The organism is Pandoraea nosoerga, from assembly GCF_902459585.1.
In the GTDB taxonomy this organism is placed as follows: Bacteria; Pseudomonadota; Gammaproteobacteria; order Burkholderiales; family Burkholderiaceae; genus Pandoraea; species Pandoraea nosoerga.
Genome location: NZ_CABPSC010000008.1, coordinates 49,514 through 67,550, shown reverse-complemented (window position 1 = coordinate 67,550; position 18,037 = coordinate 49,514). Strand labels below are relative to the sequence as shown.

Genomic DNA, 18,037 nt, shown 5'->3' with positions numbered 1-18,037 from the left:
CATATGAGCTCCCTGCCCAACGAAACGGTCAATCGAACAGGCTTCCTGTTCAATCCGGTCGACGGACGAGCGCTGCGCGACTTTGCCGAAGAACAGCCAGCGGACCCTGAGGGTCCGGTCACGTCCGTGGCGACCATGCGCGCGGCGTGCGCGGCCGAAGCCGACAGTATCGGCTCCATACCGGCCGACGGCGTTGCGGGCATGACGGCAACGAGCGGCTCCACGGACATCGCCGCGACCACGTGCTCGCCCATGTTCCTCGATCGGCTCGGAGAGCGGCTGGCGTTCGAGCGCAGCGGCGTGCGACTGTACGAAGCGCTGCTCACCAAGGTCGAGAGCCTTGGCGGCGATCCGCAAATGAAGGAGCGCCTCGCACACTTTCGCGCGGAGGAAGCCGAGCACTTCTCGCTGCTGGCCGAATGCATCGACAAGCTCGGCGCCGATCCCACCGCGCAGACGCCGGCCGCCGATGTCTGCGGCGTGACCAGCATGGGCTTCGTACAGGCGCTCTCGGATCCGCGCACCGACATCCCGCAGTCCCTCACGGCACTCCTTTCCGTCGAGGCAGCCGATCAATGCGGATGGGAACTGCTGATCACAATGGCCGAAGCCGAAGGACTCACCGAGATGGTCGAGAGCTTCGGCCGCGCACTCGAGCAGGAAAATGAGCATCTCACCACCGTGAAGGGGTGGCTCTCCGCCCTGGCCGCGAGCGGCGCCTGAGCCCGCGGGGGAAAGCGCCCTCCGTCCGCTCGCTCACTCGCCTGACCACTCGCCCCCTGCCCGCCGACCGACGAACCGGGAGCGACAAACTCAGCCGGCGCGCGAAGGGACGTGAGGGCACGTTCGGGACACGCCGCCGGGCAGGCCGACGGGCTGGCGCGCGGCCCGCCGGTGGGCGTCACGGTTCGAGATGCTTGCGCATCAGTTCTTCGAACCAGTCCAGGAATGCCGCCAGTCGCCGCGAGCGCTGGCGGCGATGCGGGTAGAGGAAGGAGACCGGCATCGCCGCCGCGCGGTGCGCGGGCATGACCTCCACCAGTTCGCCCGAGTCGAGCAGATGCTGCACGTCGAAGCGCGGAATCTGGATGAGCCCGAGCCCGGCGCGGCAACAGGCGATGTACCCTTCGGCGTTGTTCGTCACGACTTGGCTGGGCACGTCGAGCGTGCGCTCGGCGCCCCGCTCGTCCAGATATGTCCACGGCAATTCGCGTCCGGTCGTCGGCGACGCGTAGCCCACCATCCAGTGGTCCGAGAGCAGGTCCTCGGGTCGTTCAGGCGTCCCGTGCGTTTCGAGATACGCGGGACTGGCGCAGTTGATCAACGCGATCGTGCCCAGCGAGCGAACCACCAGGCTGCTGTTCTGCAACGCCCCGATGCGCACCACGCAGTCCACGCCTTCCTGCACGAGATCGACGGCGCGGTCGCTCGAGCGCAGGATCAGGCGCAGCCGCGGATGCCGGCGCAGCAGCGTCGGCAGCGCCGGTGCGATCCATCGGCGCGCGATGCGGCTCGGCACGTCGATCAGCAACTGGCCCGACACCTGACGCTGGCTTGCGTGAAAGAGCAGATCGATCTCCTCGACGTCGGCGAGCAGCACACGCACGCGTTCGAGCAATTGCGTGCCATCGGCAGTGAGCCGTACCTGTCGTGTCGTTCGGTGCAGCAAGCGCGTGCCGACCTGCGTCTCCAATTGCTGGATGGCGGCCGACACCGACGCGCGCGGCACGTTGAGCGCATGGGCCGCCTTGATAAAGCTCCCCATCTCCGCGACCCGCACGAAGATCCGGTACTGGTCGAATCTGTCCATGTCCGTTTATTGTTGGCAGCGCATTGGCGAACGACAGACGCAAGCATAACCCGGAGCACCGCCCGACCGTAACGCGAGCGGCCCGCCCGCGCCCGCGCGCGCAGGGCTTGTTCCGGATTGCACGGCGCGGGGACTGCTGAGCCGAATTGGCGGCGCCTGGCGTCTGCCCCACGCGACCCGTTCGGCGGCGAAAGCCCCCGCGAAGGCGGCTCACTTGGTCGTGTACCCACCGTTGATGAGGATCGTCTGCCCCGTAATCCACCAGCCGTCGCTCACCAGATGCCGGATGAACGGCACCACGTCCTCGATATCGGTAAGGCCGGTCTTGCTGAACGGCGACAGCGCGGCGGCCGTCTTGTGATACGCCACGGCGTCGGCGCCTTCGGCCGGATAGAAGAAGGGCGTGTCCATCGGCCCCGGCCCTACCGCGCTCACCGAAATGCCGCGCGCACCGAACTCCTTCGCGGCGGCCCGCGTGAAGTGCTCGACCGGCGCCTTGGTGCCGGCATACGAGGCGTAGAACGGGGTGAAGGCGCCCAGCAGCGACGTCACCAGCGTGACGATCTTGCCGTTGTCGTTGACGTGCTTGCCGGCCTCGCGCAGGAAGAAGAACGCCGTCTTTGCGTTGACCGCGCTCATCTCGTCATATTCGGCCTCGCTGATCTCGACGAGCGGCTTCTTGAGCACCTTGCCCACGGTGTTGATCGCGATGTCGGGACGGCCCACGGCGTCGACGGTATCCGCGAAGAGCTTCTCCACCGCGGCAGCGCGCGTCAGGTCACCCTGAAAGGCCACCGCGCGCGCACCCAGCGCCTCGATGGCGGCGACCGTCGCGTCCGCCTGCGCCTTGCTCGCCGCGCTGTTGTAGTGAATGGCAACGGCTTTGGCGCCCTGCTGCGCCAGATCGCGGGCAATCAGTCCGCCCAGGTTCTTGGCGCCGCCGGCAATCAGCACGACTTTGCCCTTGATGGAATGGTCTGCCATTTGGCTCTCCTTCGCTGATCAATGGAGCCTCCAATTTAGCCATTGCCGGCCGGCGCATAAACCGGCCCAATCTGGATAGATCATCCAGAAAATCGTACTAATCACCGGCCGGCGAAAACGGCGCGAGTCGACGCCGGCGGCGCCCGGCGCCGCGGTTCCGAGCAGGCACCCATCCTTCAACTCTTATATAAGACATAAGACATTTGACCTTGCGAGCCGCAGGGACTAAAATCGCGATCAAAGCAGTACCCGCAAAAGCCGTGGAGGCCTGAACAGCCTTCCCCCGAAACGCACATCAGCAGGTCTCCCCATGCTTGAAAACTATCGTGCTCACGTGGCCGCTCGCGCCGCGCTTGGTATTCCCCCCCTGCCGCTCACGGCACAGCAGACCGCCGAACTGGTCGAACTGCTGACCAACCCGCCTGCCGGCGAAGAACAGACCCTGCTCGACCTGATCACGCACCGCGTGCCCGCCGGTGTGGACGAGGCCGCCCGCGTGAAGGCCGGCTTCCTGGCCGCCGTCGCCAAGGGCGAGACGGCCTGCGCGCTGATTTCGCGCGCCCGCGCCACCGAGCTGCTCGGCACGATGCTTGGCGGCTACAACATCCAGCCGCTCATCGAGCTGCTGTCGGACGCCGACGTCGGCGCCGTCGCCGCCGACGCGCTCAAGAAAACCCTGCTGATGTTCGACCAGTTCCACGACGTCAAGGAACTGGCCGACAAGGGCAACGCCAATGCGCGCGCCGTGCTGCAAAGCTGGGCCGACGCCGAATGGTTCACGAGCCGCCCGGAAGTGCCGGAAAGCCTCACCATCACCGTGTTCAAGGTGCCGGGCGAGACCAACACCGACGACCTGTCGCCGGCCCCCGACGCCACCACGCGCCCCGACATCCCGCTGCACGCGCTCGCGATGCTCAAGAACGCCCGTCCCGGCATCACGCCGGAAGAAGACGGCAAGCGCGGCCCGGTGAAGTTCATCGAATCGCTCAAGGAAAAGGGCCATCTCGTCGCCTATGTCGGTGACGTCGTCGGCACGGGCTCCTCGCGCAAGTCGGCCACCAACTCGGTCCTGTGGTTTACGGGCGAAGACATCCCGTACATCCCGAACAAGCGTTTCGGCGGCGTGTGCCTGGGCAGCAAGATCGCCCCGATCTTCTACAACACGATGGAAGACGCCGGCGCGCTGCCGATCGAGCTCGACGTGTCGAAAATGGAAATGGGCGACGTGGTCGAGCTGCGCCCCTACGAGGGCAAAGCCCTGAAGAACGGCGAAGTCATTGCCGAGTTCCAGGTCAAGTCCGACGTGCTGTTCGACGAAGTGCGCGCCGGCGGGCGCATCCCGCTGATCATCGGCCGCGGCCTGACGGCCAAGGCGCGCGAAGCGCTCGGCCTGCCGCCGTCGAAGCTGTTCCGTCTGGCGCAGCAGCCGGCCGATACCGGCCGCGGCTTCTCGCTCGCCCAGAAGATGGTCGGCCGCGCCTGCGGTCTGCCCGAGGGCCAGGGCGTTCGTCCGGGCACGTACTGCGAGCCGAAGATGACGTCGGTGGGCTCGCAGGACACGACCGGCCCGATGACCCGCGACGAACTGAAGGACCTGGCCTGCCTGGGCTTCTCGGCGGACCTCGTCATGCAATCGTTCTGCCACACCGCGGCGTATCCGAAGCCGGTGGACGTGAAGACGCACCAGACGCTGCCCAACTTCATCAGCACGCGCGGCGGCATCGCCCTGCGTCCGGGCGATGGCGTGATCCACTCGTGGCTGAACCGCATGCTGCTGCCCGACACCGTGGGCACCGGCGGCGACTCGCACACGCGCTTTCCGATCGGCATCAGCTTCCCCGCGGGTTCGGGTCTGGTCGCCTTCGCCGCTGCCACCGGCACGATGCCGCTGGACATGCCGGAGTCGGTGCTGGTCCGCTTCAAGGGCAAGATGCAGCCGGGCGTCACGCTGCGCGATCTGGTCAACGCGATCCCGCTGTACGCCATCAAGCAAGGGCTGCTGACGGTGGCCAAGCAAGGCAAGAAGAACATCTTTTCGGGCCGCATCCTGGAAATCGAAGGCCTGCCCGACCTGAAGGTCGAGCAAGCCTTCGAACTGTCGGACGCTTCGGCCGAGCGCTCGGCGGCCGGCTGCACGGTGCACCTGAACAAGGAACCGATCATCGAGTACCTGAACAGCAACGTCACGCTGCTCAAGTGGATGATCGCGCAGGGCTATCAGGATCCGCGCAGCCTGCAGCGCCGCATCACGGCGATGGAACAGTGGCTGGCCGATCCGAAGCTGCTCTCGCCGGACGCGGACGCCGAATACGCGGCCGTGATCGAAATCGACCTGGCCGACATCCATGAGCCGATCGTGGCGTGCCCGAACGATCCGGACGACGTGAAGACGCTGTCGGACGTGGCCGGCGCCAAGATCGACGAAGTGTTCATCGGCTCGTGCATGACCAACATCGGTCATTTCCGTGCGGCCTCGAAGCTGCTCGAAGGCAAGCGCGACATTCCGGTCAAGCTGTGGGTTGCGCCGCCGACCAAGATGGACCAGAAGCAACTGACGGAAGAAGGCCACTACGGCGTGTTCGGCACGGCCGGCGCCCGTACCGAAATGCCGGGTTGCTCGCTGTGCATGGGCAACCAGGCGCAGGTGCGTGAGGGCGCCACGGTCATGTCGACGTCGACGCGCAACTTCCCGAACCGTCTGGGCAAGAACACGAACGTGTATCTCGGCTCGGCGGAACTGGCGGCGATCTGCTCGCGTCTGGGCAAGATTCCGACCAAGGAGGAGTACATGGCCGACATCGGCGTCATCAACACCAACGGCGACAAGATCTACAAGTACATGAACTTCGATCAGATCGAAGACTTCAAGGAAGTCGCCGACACGGTGAAGATGTAAGTGTGATGCCCGACGGCGGCGCGTCCCTCGCAGGCGCGCCGCCGTTTCTTACGGGCCCAAGCGTTACGCGATGTGGTCCAGCGCCCTGGTGAACCGGGCGACGGCGCCGTCCACGTCGTGCAGTTTGTCCAGACCGAACAAGCCGATGCGGAAGGTCTTGAAGTCGTCGGGCTCGTCGCAGCGCAGCGGCACGCCGGCCGCGATCTGCAGCCCTTCGTCGGCAAACTTCTTGCCCGAGCGAATGCCATCGTCGTCGGTGTAGCACACCACCACGCCCGGCGCCTCGAACCCCGCTGCCGCCACGCTGCGGAACCCCCGCGCGCTCAGCAACGCGCGAACGCGCTTGCCGAGTTCGAGCTGCTCCGCCCTCACTTTTTCCAGGCCGTAGGCCTCGGTCTCCCGGATCACGTCGCGCAGCACCGCGAGGCTGTCCGTCGGCATGGTCGCGTGATAGGCGAAGCCGCCCTTCTCGTATGCCTCCATGATTTGCAGCCATTGGCGAAGGTCGCACGCGAAGCTCGTGCTCGTGGTCGTCTCGATCCGCTCGCGGGCGAGCGCGCTCAGCATGACGAGCGCACAGCACGGCGAGGCGCTCCATCCCTTTTGCGGCGCGCTGATTAGCACGTCCACGCCGCAGGCCTGCATATCGACCCACACCGTACCCGAGGCGATGCAGTCCAGCACGAACATGCCGCCCACCGCATGCACCGCGTCGGCCACCGCGCGCAGATAGCCGTCGGGCAGCATCATGCCGGACGCGGTCTCGACGTGGGGCGCAAAGACCAGATCGGGCTTCTGTTCGCGAATCGCGGCGACGACTTCGTCGATCGGCGCGGGCGCGTATGCGGCCTGCCGCCCTTGCTCGACGGGACGCGCCTTGAGCACGATCGATTCGGACGGAATGCCGCCCATGTCGAAAATCTGCGACCAGCGGAAGCTGAACCAGCCGTTGCGAATGACCAGGCATTTCCTGCCGGTCGCGAACTGGCGCGCCACGGCCTCCATGCCGAAGGTGCCGCTACCCGGAACCACGATGGCCGATTTCGCGTTGTAGACTTTTTTCAGCCCGGCGGAAATGTCGCGCATCACGCCCTGGAAGCGCTGCGACATGTGGTTGAGGGAGCGGTCGGTGTAGACGACCGAATATTCGAGGAGCCCCTCGCGGTCGACATCGGGAAGTAGTCCTGGCACGTGCGCCTCCGGCAAATGAGGTAAATGAAGCCAAAGACCGATTCTAACGAATTCCGCCTGCGCCGGCCGCAGCCGCGAAGCCGCCAAGCCGTGCCATGAGAAGCCGCGAGAGAACATCGCACCACCCGCGGCCAGGCGAACCGGGCCGAGGGGATCCGAGCATGCATCAATCGTAGGCGCGCGCGTCCTCCACGAGCTTTCCGTCGGCGGGCAGCGTGCCGGCCGCGACGAAGTCCACTTCCCCGCGCAAGCGCGTCACGTCGCGCAGCGTCTCCCGCACGCGGGCCGCCAGCCCTTCAGGCGGGGCCCCGCTCGTCTCGCACAGCAGGCGCATCCGGTCGTCGCCCACTCGCCCTTCCACGCGCAAACGCACGCGCACGAGTTCGGGATAGCGCTTGCCGATCTCGCCAACCTGCCCCGGATGCACGAACATGCCGCGCACCTTGACCGTCTGGTCGGCGCGTCCAAGCCAGCCCCTGAGGCGCACGTTCGTGCGCCCGCAGGGGCTGATCCCCGGTTGGACGGCCGACAGGTCGCCCGTCGCAAACCGGATCAGCGGATAGTCCGGATTGAAGTTCGTCACCACCACTTCGCCGATCTCGCCGTCCGGCACCGGCTTCGTGCCGCCCGGCTCGACCAGTTCCACGAGCACGCTCTCGTCGACGATGAGCCCGGCCTGCGCGTCGCTCTCGAACGCGATCAGCCCGAGATCCGCCGTGCCGTATAGCTGGCGCGCGGTAATGCCACGGCCGTTGAACCATTCGCGCAGCGAGGGCGGCAGCGCCTCGCCAGAGAGCGTCGCGCGCCGGATGCTGCTCAGGTCCGCCCCGGCCGCTTCGCCCTTTTCGATGAGAATCTTCAGGAATGAGGGCGTACCGGCGTAGGCCACGGGCCGCAGGTGCCGGATCGCCTCGAGCTGCAGCTCGGTCTGGCCGACGCCGGCAGGAAACACGCAGCAGCCAAGCCGCGCAGCGCCCGACTCGATCATCATCCCGGCCGGCGTGAAATGATATGAATACGTGTTGTAGACCAGATCGCCGCGGCGCAGCCCGGCAGCGTACATCGCCCGCGCGAAGCGCCACCAGTCGCTGCCGCGGCCGTCGGGTTCATAGATCGCCCCCGGCGACTGGTACACGTGAGCGAGCGATGCGATGGGCGTGGCATTCAAGCCGCCCAGCGGCGGGTGCCGCCGCTGGTGTGCGGCCAGGTCCGACTTGCGCGTGACGGGCAGCGCCGCCAATGCCTCGCGTGTGCGGATCTCGCTCGCATCGACCGCGCCGAGCGCCTGGGCGAAATACGGCGCGTGAGCGCGCGCGTGCGACACCTGCGCCGGCAGCGCCGCCAGCAGCGCCTGCTCGCGCGCCTCCGGCGCACGGATTTCGAGCGTGTCGAAGTAGTCGTCGTTCATGATGACGGGAATTCGTTGAAGTTTGACGGTCGGCTATGCGCGCATCGGTTCACGCGATCCAGCGTTTGCGCCGGCGGTAGCTCTTGACGTTGCGAAAACTCCCCGTGCTGCTGGCGCCGTCCTTGGCGATGCCCAGGTAAAACTCCTTCACGTCCTCGTTATCTCTGAGGGACGCCGCGTCGCCGTCCATCACGACACGCCCGTTCTCGAGGATGTAGCCGTAGTCGGCATAGCGCAGCGCCGCCATCGTGTTCTGTTCGGCGAGCAGAAAACTCACGTTCTCGCGCTGATTGAGGTCGCGCACGATGCCGAAGATCTCCTCGACGATCTGCGGCGCCAGTCCCATCGACGGCTCGTCGAGCAGGATCATCGACGGCTGCGCCATCATCGCGCGGCCGATGGCGCACATCTGCTGCTCGCCGCCCGACGTATAGCCGGCCTGCGACTTGCGCCGCGTCTTCAGGCGCGGAAAGTAGGCGTAGATGCGCTCGAGCGCGTGCTGTTGCGCGCTGCGCGAGGCGTGCCGCACATACGCGCCCGTGAGCAGGTTCTCTTCGATGGTCAGATGGCCGAAGCAGTGACGCCCCTCCATCACCTGGATCACGCCGCGCTTGACCAGACCATTGGGCGAGAGCTTCTCGACACGTTCGCCGCGATAGTCGATGGTGCCCTTGGTCACTTCGCCGCGCTCGGCGTGGAGCAGGTTCGAGATGGCCTTGAGCGTCGTGCTCTTGCCCGCGCCGTTCGCGCCGAGCAGCGCCACGATCTTGCCCTGCGGCACTTCCAGCGACACGCCCTTGAGCACGAGGATGACGTGGTCGTAAATCACTTCGATGTTGTTGACGCGCAAACTCGCTTCCATGCTGCCTGGCTCCGTAAGTCGCTCATACCGGCGCTGCGCCCCGGCCGTGGCACTCGCCCCCACCCGCCGCGCCAGCGCGGCGCGGGCGAGCGAGACCGTTCATTACATCTTGTAGCAGGCGGGCGTAATGCCCTTCTCCTTCGCGTACTGCTTGGCGGAGGCCTCGAACAGCGGGTGAATCAGCCGGCGATTGCCCTCGATCCAGTCCGAGACAAGCACCCACTTCGCGCCGTCCCATTGCTGGATGCGGACCTTGCCCGAGCCTTCGTGATCGGTGCAGCTCGTCTTGATGTCGGGCAGCAGGCCGGTGGCACCCAACGCCTTGAGCCGTGCCGCGTCAATGTTCAGATTCTCGAGCGCCCAGCGGACCTGCACCGGCGTCATCACCTTGCCCTTGCCGAACTTGTTCTGGGCCGTATTGAGCGCCTCGACCGTGGCCACCGCCGCCGACACGCCGCGGTTGTACAGCACCGAGCCGACCTTCGAGGGGTCCTGCATGTTGCCCTTGCCCGCGCCGTAGACGACCTTCTCGATGTCGGCGATGAGCGGCACCTGCTTGCCCGCGACGTTCCAGGTGGCGCTCATGTAGCCCTTGGCCGCCGGGCCCGCGGGGACCGTGTCCTCCTCCGAGCCGGCCCACCAGCTGCCGATGATCTTCTCGCGCGGATAGCCGACTTTCTGCGCGGCCTTGAGCGCGGTCTGATTCATCACGCCCCAGCCCCAGAACACCACGTAGTCGGGGTTCTCCTGACGAATGCGCAGCCACTGCGCGCCCTGCTCGTTGCCCGGGTGCGCGACCGGAATCTCGATCAGATTGAACTTGTGGATCTTCGACTCGGCCTGCATGGCCACGATCGGCTCCTTGCCGTATGCCGAGTCGTGATACAGGAACACGATCTTCTTGCCGTTGAGCGAGCCGCCGTTCTTGTCGGCGAGGAACTTGATGATGGCCGAGGCCTGCATCTGGTACGTCGTCACCAGCGGGAAGGCCCACGGGAACACGGTGCCGTCCACCGCGTCGGTGCGGCCGTACCCCATCATCACGAGCGGCACCTGGTCGGTCGCCGTCTTGTCGATGAGCGCATACGAAATGCCCGTGGCCATCACGTGATAGGCCGTGCCCTTGGTGACAGGGTTCTTGCCCTTCAGACGCTCGTAGCATTCCACGCCCTTGGCGTTGTTGTACTCGGTCTCGCACTCCTCCCAGGTCAGCTTGACGCCGTTCACGCCGCCGTTCTTCAGATTCACGTATTGCAGGTAGTCGATGAAACCGCCATAGAAGGACTGCCCGTTCGCGCCATACGGCCCGACGCGATAGTCCGCCAACGCGATGAACTGCTCGTTCGACTGCGCGAACGACGCGCTCATGCTCCCCATGCCGAGCAAGAGCGCCGTACCCAACGTGATCGCCAAGTGTTTCGTGTTCATGCTGTGTCTCCGTCTGTGGTTTTATTCATGGCAAGGCATACAAACGCCCCGGCGCGGCGCATGGCTCCCCATGCGCGCTGCCGGCGCGAAGTCAATGCGGGAAAGGCCAGATGCGCAGCTTCTCCTTGGCGATCTGCCAGAGCCGTGCGAGGCCATGCGGTTCGGCAATCAGGAAAAAGATGATGAGACCGCCGAACACCATCAACTGGATGTGGGAGACCGTCGCGTTGGTGAACGGCAGGTGCAGCACCGACGCGAGCGTGGGCAGCGCGCTGTCGAGCAGAATCGGCAGCAGCAGGATGAAGGCCGCGCCCAGGAAGCTGCCGAGGATGCTGCCCACCCCGCCGATGATGATCATGAACAGAATGCGGAACGACAGGTCGAGCGAGAAGCCGTCCGGCTCGACCGAGCCGAGATAGCAGTAAGCGTAGAGCGCACCGGCCACGCCGCAATAGAACGAGCTCACCGCGAACGCCATGAGTTTCACGCGCATGAGCGGAATGCCGATGACCTCGGCCGCCACGTCCATGTCGCGCACGGCCATCCACGCGCGGCCGATATGCGAGCGCACCAGATTCTTCGCGACCAGCGCCATCACGCTGACCACGCCGAGCACGAACAGGTACTTGCGCACGGGCGTGTCGATGTCCACGCCGAGGATCGAGATCTTCTGCGCCGTAATGACGCCCGACGAGCTGTTGTTCGACAGCCATGGGAATTTCGTCAGCACCCACAGCACGAAGAATTGGGCGGCGAGCGTGGCGACCGCGAGATAGAAGCCCTTGATGCGCAGCGACGGCAACCCGAATGCGATGCCGACGAGCGCCGCGCATATGCCGCCGAGCGCGAACGACCCGAGGATCGGCATGCCCTCGATACGCAACTGGAAGTTGTATGACGCGTAAGCCCCCACGGCCATGAACGCGGCAGTGCCCAGAGAGAGCTGCCCGGCGTAGCCGGTGAGCAGGTTCAGCCCGAGCGCGGCGAGCGAGAACACCAGGAACGGCACCAGGATGGCCGTGAGCCAGTATTCCGACGCCACCCACGGCAGCACCCCGAACGCGATCGCCAGGACCGTGCCGAGCGCCACGCGGTCCTGCCGGATGGGGAATATCTGGCTGTCGGCCTGATAGGACGTCTTGAACTGCCCGGCTTCGCGATAGAACATGTGTGGCCTCTGCTATGAATGCTTGTGCATGCGTGCCGATGGCTTCCCGCCGGGAAGCCGGCCGGATCAGACGCGATCGATATGCCGCTCGCCGAACAGCCCCTCGGGCCGGACCAGCAGGAACAGCAGCGCGAAGACATACGGGAACCAGCCCTCGATGCCGCCGAAGTTGCCGGTGAAATGGCTTTGCAGCAACTGCGGGATGTAGATCTCGGCCAGCTTCTCCGCCGCGCCGATGATCAGCCCGCCGACGATGGCGCCGGGAATCGACGTGAAGCCACCGAGGATCAGCACCGGCAGCGCCTTGAGCGCGGTCATCGTGAGCGCGAACTGCACGCCGTTGCGCGAGCCCCAGAGCATGCCGGCAACGAGCGCGACGAACCCCGACACGCTCCACACCACTACCCAGATGCGCTGCAGCGGAATGCCCAGCGAGAGCGCCGCCTGATGATCGTCGGCCACCGCACGCAGCGCGCGGCCGATGCTCGTCGCCTTGAAGAACAGCGCGAGCAGCGCGACGTGAACCGCCGCTATGCCGGCCGCCGCCAGATCGAAGCTGCTCACGAGCAGACCGGTCGAGTCCATGATCGAGGCAATCGGCTCGTCGACGATACCCAGCGGCAGCGCACGCACCTCGTTGCCCCACAGCAGCGGCGCGAGCCCTTCGAGAAAAAACGACAGGCCGATGGTCGCCATGAACAGCGTGATCGGCGACTGGTTGACCAGCTTGCGCAGCACGAAGCGCTCCGTTGCCATGCTCACGAGCACCATGACCACGAACGCGCCGAGCGCCGCGGCCCAAAGCGGCAGCCCGTGCTCCATCAGCCCGACCACGGAAAGCGCTGCGAAATACACCATCGCCCCCTGGGCGAAGTTGAATACGCCGGAGGCCTTGAAGATCAGCACGAAGCCGAGCGCAACGAGCGAGTACATCACGCCCGAGAGCAGCCCGCCAATCAGGATTTCCAGAAAGAACTGCATCGATGTCTCCCTATCGCGAACACGAAGCCGGGCGGCCGCGGCCGCTCACGCCGCGGCGGCCGCGCCGTGCGCTGCGCCCAGATAGGCGCGGATGACCTCCGGGTCCGAGCGAACTTCGCCCGGCGCGCCGTCGCCGATTTTCTTGCCGTAATCGAGCACCACCACGCGATCGGAGATGTCCATCACCACGCCCATGTCGTGCTCGATGAGCACGATGGTCGTGCCGAACTCCTCGTTGACTTCGAGAATGAAGCGACACATGTCGCGCTTCTCCTCGAGGTTCATGCCCGCCATCGGCTCGTCGAGCAGCAGCAGCTCGGGCTCGGCGGCCAGCGCGCGGGCGAGCTCGACGCGCTTTTGCAGCCCGTATGGCAGACGGCCGACCGGCGTTTTGCGAATGTGCTGGATCTCGAGGAAATCGATGATCTCCTCGACCTTCTCGCGATGCGCCATTTCCTCGCGCCGGGCGCGTCCCCACCAGACGGCCGTGGCGAGCAGGCCGGAGCGCATCTGCGTGTTGCGCCCCGTCATGATGTTGTCGAGCACGCTCATGCCCTTGAACAGGGCGATGTTCTGGAACGTGCGCGCCACGCCCTGGCGCGCGGCTGCCGTCGGATGCATGCGCTGGCGAACCTGCCCGCGAAACACGATGGTGCCCTGCTGGGGGTGATACACGCCGTTGATCACGTTGAGCATCGAGCTCTTGCCCGCGCCGTTCGGCCCGATGATCGCGCGGATCTCGTGCTCGAGGACGTTGAACGAGATGTCGGTCAGCGCCTTCACGCCGCCGAACGACAGGCTGATGTGCTGCAGGTCGAGCAGTACGTCGCCGGTCTTGCGTCTGTCATTGCTGCTGGTCGTGCCGTTCATGCCAACTCCCGCGAATTCGCTGCGGCTCGGTGCCGATGAAGGGGGACGCCGCTCACGTCAGGCCGCGCAACGCAAGCGCACAGGCGCAGGATCGTCGGCCGGGGAGCGAGCGCCGATCACGCGCGCCGCATGGATGGCGAGCGTGGCGCTCACGCTGCCCTCGCGACCGTCCTCGAACTTCACGCGCGTCTGCACGTACTGCGAGGTCTTGCCGGTGTAGAGCGCGTCGATCAGCACCTCGTACTTCTGCGCGATGAACGCGCGGCGCACCTTGCGCGTGCGAGTGAGTTCGTCGTCGTCCGGATCGAGTTCCTTGTGCAGAATCACGAAGCGATGGACCTGCGCGGCGGCAAAAGCCGGCTCGCGCGCCAGATCGGCATTCACCTGCTCGATGCAGCCAAGAACGAGTTCCGCCACGCGCGGGTGGGTGGCCAGGTCGATATAGCCGGCGTAGGCCAGATTCTGGCGCTCGGCCCAGTTGCCCACGGCGTCCATGTCGATGTTGATGAACGCGCAGACGTTATCGCGCCCGTCGCCGAAGGCCACCGCTTCCTTGATGTACGAGAAGAACTTGAGCTTGTTCTCGATGTATTTCGGCGCGAACAGCGAGCCGCAGGCGAGCTTGCCGACATCCTTGGCGCGGTCGATGATGCGAAGATGCCCGTCGGCGTCGATGATGCCGGCGTCGCCGGTGCGGAAGTAGCCCGCTTCGTCGAGTGCTTCGCGTGTGGCGTCCGGGCGCTTGTAGTACTCCTTGAGCAGTCCCACGCCGCGCACGAGCACTTCGCCGTTCTCGGCAATCTTGATTTCCATGCCCGGCGCGACCGGCCCCACGCTGTCGAAGCGTACCTCGCGATCGGGCTGCAGGCAGACGTAGGCGCATGTCTCCGTCTGCCCGTAGAACTGCTTCAGATTCACGCCGATGGCGCGGTAGAAGCGGAACAGGTCCGGGCCGATGGCCTCGCCGGCGGTGTACGCCGTGCGGATACGGCTCATGCCGAGCGTGTTGCGCAGCGGGCCGTACACGCACAGATTGCCCAGCGCGTACTGCAGCCGGTCGACGAGCGGCACCGGGCGTGCGTCGAGCACGGCCGCCCCGCAACGGTTCGCCACCGCCATGAAGTGCGAGAACATTCTGCGCTTCAGGCGGCTCGCGTCCTCCATGCGGATCATGACCTGCGTGAGCACGTTCTCGTACACGCGCGGTGGCGCGAAGTAGTACGTCGGCCCGATCTCGCGCATATCGGTGGCGATCGTGTCCGGCGACTCTGGGCAGTTGACGGTGAAACCCGCGACCAGCGCCTGCGCGTAGGAGAACAGATGGTCGCCGACCCAGGCCATCGGCAAATACGACAGCACTTCGTCGCCCGGGCCGAGCCGGTCGAATTCGCTGCCGTGCCGGGCCGCGCCGATCAGGCCGGCGTGCGAGTGGCATACCCCCTTGGGCTTGCCCGTCGTGCCGGACGTGTAGAGGATCGTTGCCGTGTCGTCGGGCGAGACCGCGGCCACCGCGTCGTCGAAGTAGCGCGGGTGCTGCGCGTCGAACGCGCGCCCTTGGGCGAGGGCGGCGTCATACGATTGCAAGCCTGCGGCGTCGTAGTTGCGCAGCCCGCGCGGATCCTCGTAGATGATGTGCGACAGACGCGGCACGCGCTCTCGCAGCTCGAGCAGCTTGTCGACCTGCTCCTGGTCTTCGGCGATGACGAAGTCGATCTCGGCGTCTTCGAGCACGTGGGCCATCTCGGCGGCAACGGCGTCCTGATACAGCGGCACCGCCACGCCCCCGAGCGCTTGCGCCGCGGTCATTGCCCAGTACAGCCGAACGCGGTTGTTGCCGACGATGGCCAGATTGTCGCCGCGCCGGAAGCCCGCGGCGGCGAGCGCGCACGCGAGCATGCGCACTTCGTGCGCGGCTTCCTGCCAGCTCCAGCACTGCCAGATCCCCAGGTCTTTTTCCCGATAGGCGATCTCGGCGCCTCGTGTGGCCGCATGCGCCAGCAACAAACGCGGGAAGGTGGTCCGCTCGTGCATGCCTGTCTCCTGTGTCTCGCCACGTTTCGACGTCCGTCGAGGGGCAGTGGCGTGGCTCGGTCGGCGCGCGTGCGCGTAGCACGCTGCTGATGCGTTTCGCGTCGGCAAACGACGCACTGTTCTTGTGGTACTGCCCTGTAGTCCTGCCTTGTGGTCCTGCCTGGTGGTCCTGCCTTGTGGTCCTGCCTTGTGGTCCTGCAGTACGGCGCGACGGCTATGCCGGACAGCGGGCAGCTTCTATACTTGTGCTTCGGCGCCGTGCTTGCGCGCCAAGCGTGCTGTGTCTCGTCGTTGTCCGGCAAGGCGAAGATACCTCATGGCCCACGGCGGATTTGTCACCCGGATGACAATCGAGGGAAAATCCCTATATGTCGCTCGAAACCCTGTTGCAGCGCAGCGCGTGGGCGCAAGGGCTGACGCCCGAGCAGCGCGAGCGCGTGGTGTCGGAGATCCAGGTCCGCCCCGTCGAGAACGGCGGCTACGTCTGCCGCAAGGGCGACCCTACCGACGCCTGGTTCGGCGTCATCGAGGGTCTGGTGAAAATCACGACCGTGTCGGCCAGCGGCAAGTCGGTCACCTTCACGGGGGTGCCGGCCGGCGCCTGGTTCGGCGAGGGGTCGGTGCTCAAGCACGAAATCCGGAAGTACGACGTCATGGCGCTGCGCGACTCGGTGCTCGCCCACATGCCCATCGCCACGTTCGACTGGTTGCTCGATACCAGTATCCCGTTCAACCGCTTTCTTACGCTGCAGCTCAACGAGCGCCTGGGGCAGTTCATCGCAGCCGTCGAGCACGAGCGGCTGCTCGACACGGACGCGCGCGTCGCCCGTTCACTGTCGTCCATGTTCAATCCGAACCTCTATCCGTCGGACGACAACACCGTGCAGATCTCGCAGGAAGAGCTGAGCTATCTCGCGGGCGTGTCCCGCCAGCGGGTGAATCTGGCGCTCAAGGTGCTGGAACAGGCGGGCCTCGTGAAGGTTGACTACGGCGTGCTGACGATTCTGGACCTCGAAGGGCTGCGCGAATTCGGGATGTGACGGCCGGGGTTCGCCGCCCTGCCCACCCAAGGCAGCGCCGCCCTGCCCCCCTAAGGCAGCGCCGCCCTGCCCCCCTAAGGCAGCGCCGCCCTGCCCCCTAAGGCAGCGCCGCCCTGCCCCCTAAGGCAGCGCCGCCCTGCCCGCCTAAGGCAGCACCGCCCCTTCGAAGCCCCCGCCCGCGCGTGCGATCACCACGCGATCCTTGCCGGAGCGCTTGGCGGCATAGAGCGCGCCGTCGGCCAGCGCCAGCCAGGCCGTCGGCGAACCGAGATCGGGCTCGTAGTTCGCCAGCCCGACGCTCAGCGTCACCGCGCCGGACGGGTCCAGCCCGCGCGTCGCTTCGGCAAACGCCGCGCGCACCCGCTCGAGCTTCTTGCGCGCCTTTTCGGCGGACTGCCCCTCGAACAACACGCAGAACTCGTCGCCGCCATACCGGCCACTGATGTCCTGAGCACCGAGTTGGTTCGCCAGCACACCGGAGAGCATGCGAATCAGCGAATCGCCTTGCAGGTGCCCGTGCACGTCGTTGATCTCCTTGAAGCCGTCGATGTCGATGAGCGCGATGCTCGCCGGACCGGTGCACCCGACACGTCCGACGCGCCCGACACGCCTGTCGGTGTAACAGGTCGTGAGCGCGCGCATCCAGGAGCGCCGATTGAGCAGCGAAGTGAGATCGTCCTGCTCGCTGATGCGCCTTAGCGTCCGCTCGCTTTGCGTGAGGCGTTTCGCGAGCCGGAAGCTCGTGAGACCGACGAGCGTGGGATAAACCAGCAGCAGCGGCAGGCTCGCGAGCAGTTCAGGCAGCGCGATGGTCGCCCTGAACGAGAAGCCGAGGACCGCGCCCGCGAGCACGCCGCCACAGAGCATTGCGAGCACGCCGTCGCGCAACAGGCGATAGCCGCCTGCCGACGCGTTGTGCATCAGCAGGACGGACACGAGCACCGCCGAGGGCACGCCGCTGAACTGCATGGCGACCACCCAGCCGCCGCCGAACGCGGAATCGCATAGTAGATTGCGCCGCTCGGCCGCGATCGGGTCGGACGACGACATGGCGATGGCATGCGCGAATGCCGGCCACAGAAACGCGTTGAGCGCCCAGACCCCGTAGCCGAGATGTCCGAACGGGTGCGAGCCGCCGGCATGCCGGATCGCCGTGAAGACGGTGACGGCGCTCAGCGCGCAGCCCAGGCTTCGCAGTCCCAGCACGCGGCGCGAGAAGTCCCGCCCCCGTTGGGTCGAGGAGCGTGGCAGCGGGTAGGTCGATGGGTCCTTCATGTCGCCGGATTGGGAGGCGTGCTCGGGAACGGCCCGGGGGGCGAGCCGCGCGATGAAACGTCGCGGCCTGTGCGCCGCCACGCGCATTATGCC

The 18,037-nt window shown here is 66.2% G+C and carries 14 protein-coding genes; 3 read left to right on the top strand and 11 right to left on the bottom strand.

Annotated features, from left to right (window positions below):
• The first annotated feature begins 3 nt into the window (after positions 1–3).
• Positions 4–723, top strand: coding sequence for a DUF892 family protein (locus tag PNO31109_RS11760; RefSeq protein ID WP_150555709.1), 720 nt, complete (start codon positions 4–6; stop codon positions 721–723).
• 178 nt (positions 724–901) lie between these two features.
• Here PNO31109_RS11760 and PNO31109_RS11755 read toward each other — a convergent pair whose 3' ends face one another.
• Positions 902–1,810, bottom strand: coding sequence for a LysR family transcriptional regulator (locus PNO31109_RS11755; protein WP_150555708.1), 909 nt, complete (start codon positions 1,808–1,810; stop codon positions 902–904).
• Positions 1,811–2,020: 210 nt separating this feature from the next.
• On the bottom strand, positions 2,021–2,794 hold the full coding sequence (locus PNO31109_RS11750) for an SDR family oxidoreductase (RefSeq protein WP_150555707.1): 774 nt from the start codon (positions 2,792–2,794) through the stop codon (positions 2,021–2,023).
• Positions 2,795–3,104: 310 nt separating this feature from the next.
• On the opposite strand from PNO31109_RS11750, the gene acnB reads away from it, so the two are divergent.
• Entirely contained in the window at positions 3,105–5,690 is a 2,586-nt protein-coding gene (acnB, locus tag PNO31109_RS11745; RefSeq protein ID WP_150555706.1) for a bifunctional aconitate hydratase 2/2-methylisocitrate dehydratase, read from the top strand.
• 63 nt (positions 5,691–5,753) lie between these two features.
• Here acnB and PNO31109_RS11740 read toward each other — a convergent pair whose 3' ends face one another.
• The 8 genes from PNO31109_RS11740 to PNO31109_RS11705 all read right to left on the bottom strand — a co-directional run bounded on the left by PNO31109_RS11740 (position 5,754) and on the right by PNO31109_RS11705 (position 15,629).
• Entirely contained in the window at positions 5,754–6,881 is a 1,128-nt protein-coding gene (locus PNO31109_RS11740) for an aminotransferase class V-fold PLP-dependent enzyme (protein ID WP_150555705.1), read from the bottom strand.
• A gap of 166 nt (positions 6,882–7,047) precedes the next feature.
• A complete protein-coding gene (locus PNO31109_RS11735; RefSeq protein ID WP_150555704.1) occupies positions 7,048–8,289 on the bottom strand; it encodes a phenylacetate--CoA ligase family protein in 1,242 nt (413 codons plus the stop codon).
• A gap of 49 nt (positions 8,290–8,338) precedes the next feature.
• Positions 8,339–9,151 (bottom strand): ABC transporter ATP-binding protein, encoded by an 813-nt coding sequence (locus PNO31109_RS11730; protein ID WP_150555703.1) that lies wholly within the window; start codon positions 9,149–9,151, stop codon positions 8,339–8,341.
• A gap of 102 nt (positions 9,152–9,253) precedes the next feature.
• Complete coding sequence (locus PNO31109_RS11725) at positions 9,254–10,528, bottom strand: ABC transporter substrate-binding protein (protein ID WP_241014105.1); 1,275 nt, start codon at positions 10,526–10,528, stop codon at positions 9,254–9,256.
• A 142-nt stretch (positions 10,529–10,670) separates the two neighbouring features.
• Entirely contained in the window at positions 10,671–11,747 is a 1,077-nt protein-coding gene (locus tag PNO31109_RS11720) for a branched-chain amino acid ABC transporter permease (protein ID WP_150555701.1), read from the bottom strand.
• A gap of 66 nt (positions 11,748–11,813) precedes the next feature.
• Positions 11,814–12,728: a branched-chain amino acid ABC transporter permease gene (locus tag PNO31109_RS11715; RefSeq protein ID WP_150555700.1), complete on the bottom strand. Its 915-nt coding sequence runs from the start codon at positions 12,726–12,728 to the stop codon at positions 11,814–11,816.
• A gap of 45 nt (positions 12,729–12,773) precedes the next feature.
• Entirely contained in the window at positions 12,774–13,598 is an 825-nt protein-coding gene (locus PNO31109_RS11710) for an ABC transporter ATP-binding protein (protein WP_150555699.1), read from the bottom strand.
• 57 nt (positions 13,599–13,655) lie between these two features.
• Positions 13,656–15,629, bottom strand: coding sequence for an AMP-dependent synthetase/ligase (locus PNO31109_RS11705; RefSeq protein ID WP_150555698.1), 1,974 nt, complete (start codon positions 15,627–15,629; stop codon positions 13,656–13,658).
• Positions 15,630–15,997: 368 nt separating this feature from the next.
• Here PNO31109_RS11705 and panV point away from each other — a divergent pair, with 368 nt between their 5' ends.
• The gene (gene panV, locus PNO31109_RS11700; RefSeq protein ID WP_150555697.1) at positions 15,998–16,669 is read left to right on the top strand and encodes a pandorabactin biosynthesis transcriptional regulator PanV; all 672 of its coding nucleotides are present in this window, start codon (positions 15,998–16,000) and stop codon (positions 16,667–16,669) included.
• 144 nt (positions 16,670–16,813) lie between these two features.
• Here panV and PNO31109_RS11690 read toward each other — a convergent pair whose 3' ends face one another.
• Complete coding sequence (locus tag PNO31109_RS11690) at positions 16,814–17,944, bottom strand: sensor domain-containing diguanylate cyclase (RefSeq protein ID WP_174966366.1); 1,131 nt, start codon at positions 17,942–17,944, stop codon at positions 16,814–16,816.
• Between the last annotated feature and the right edge of the window lie 93 nt (positions 17,945–18,037).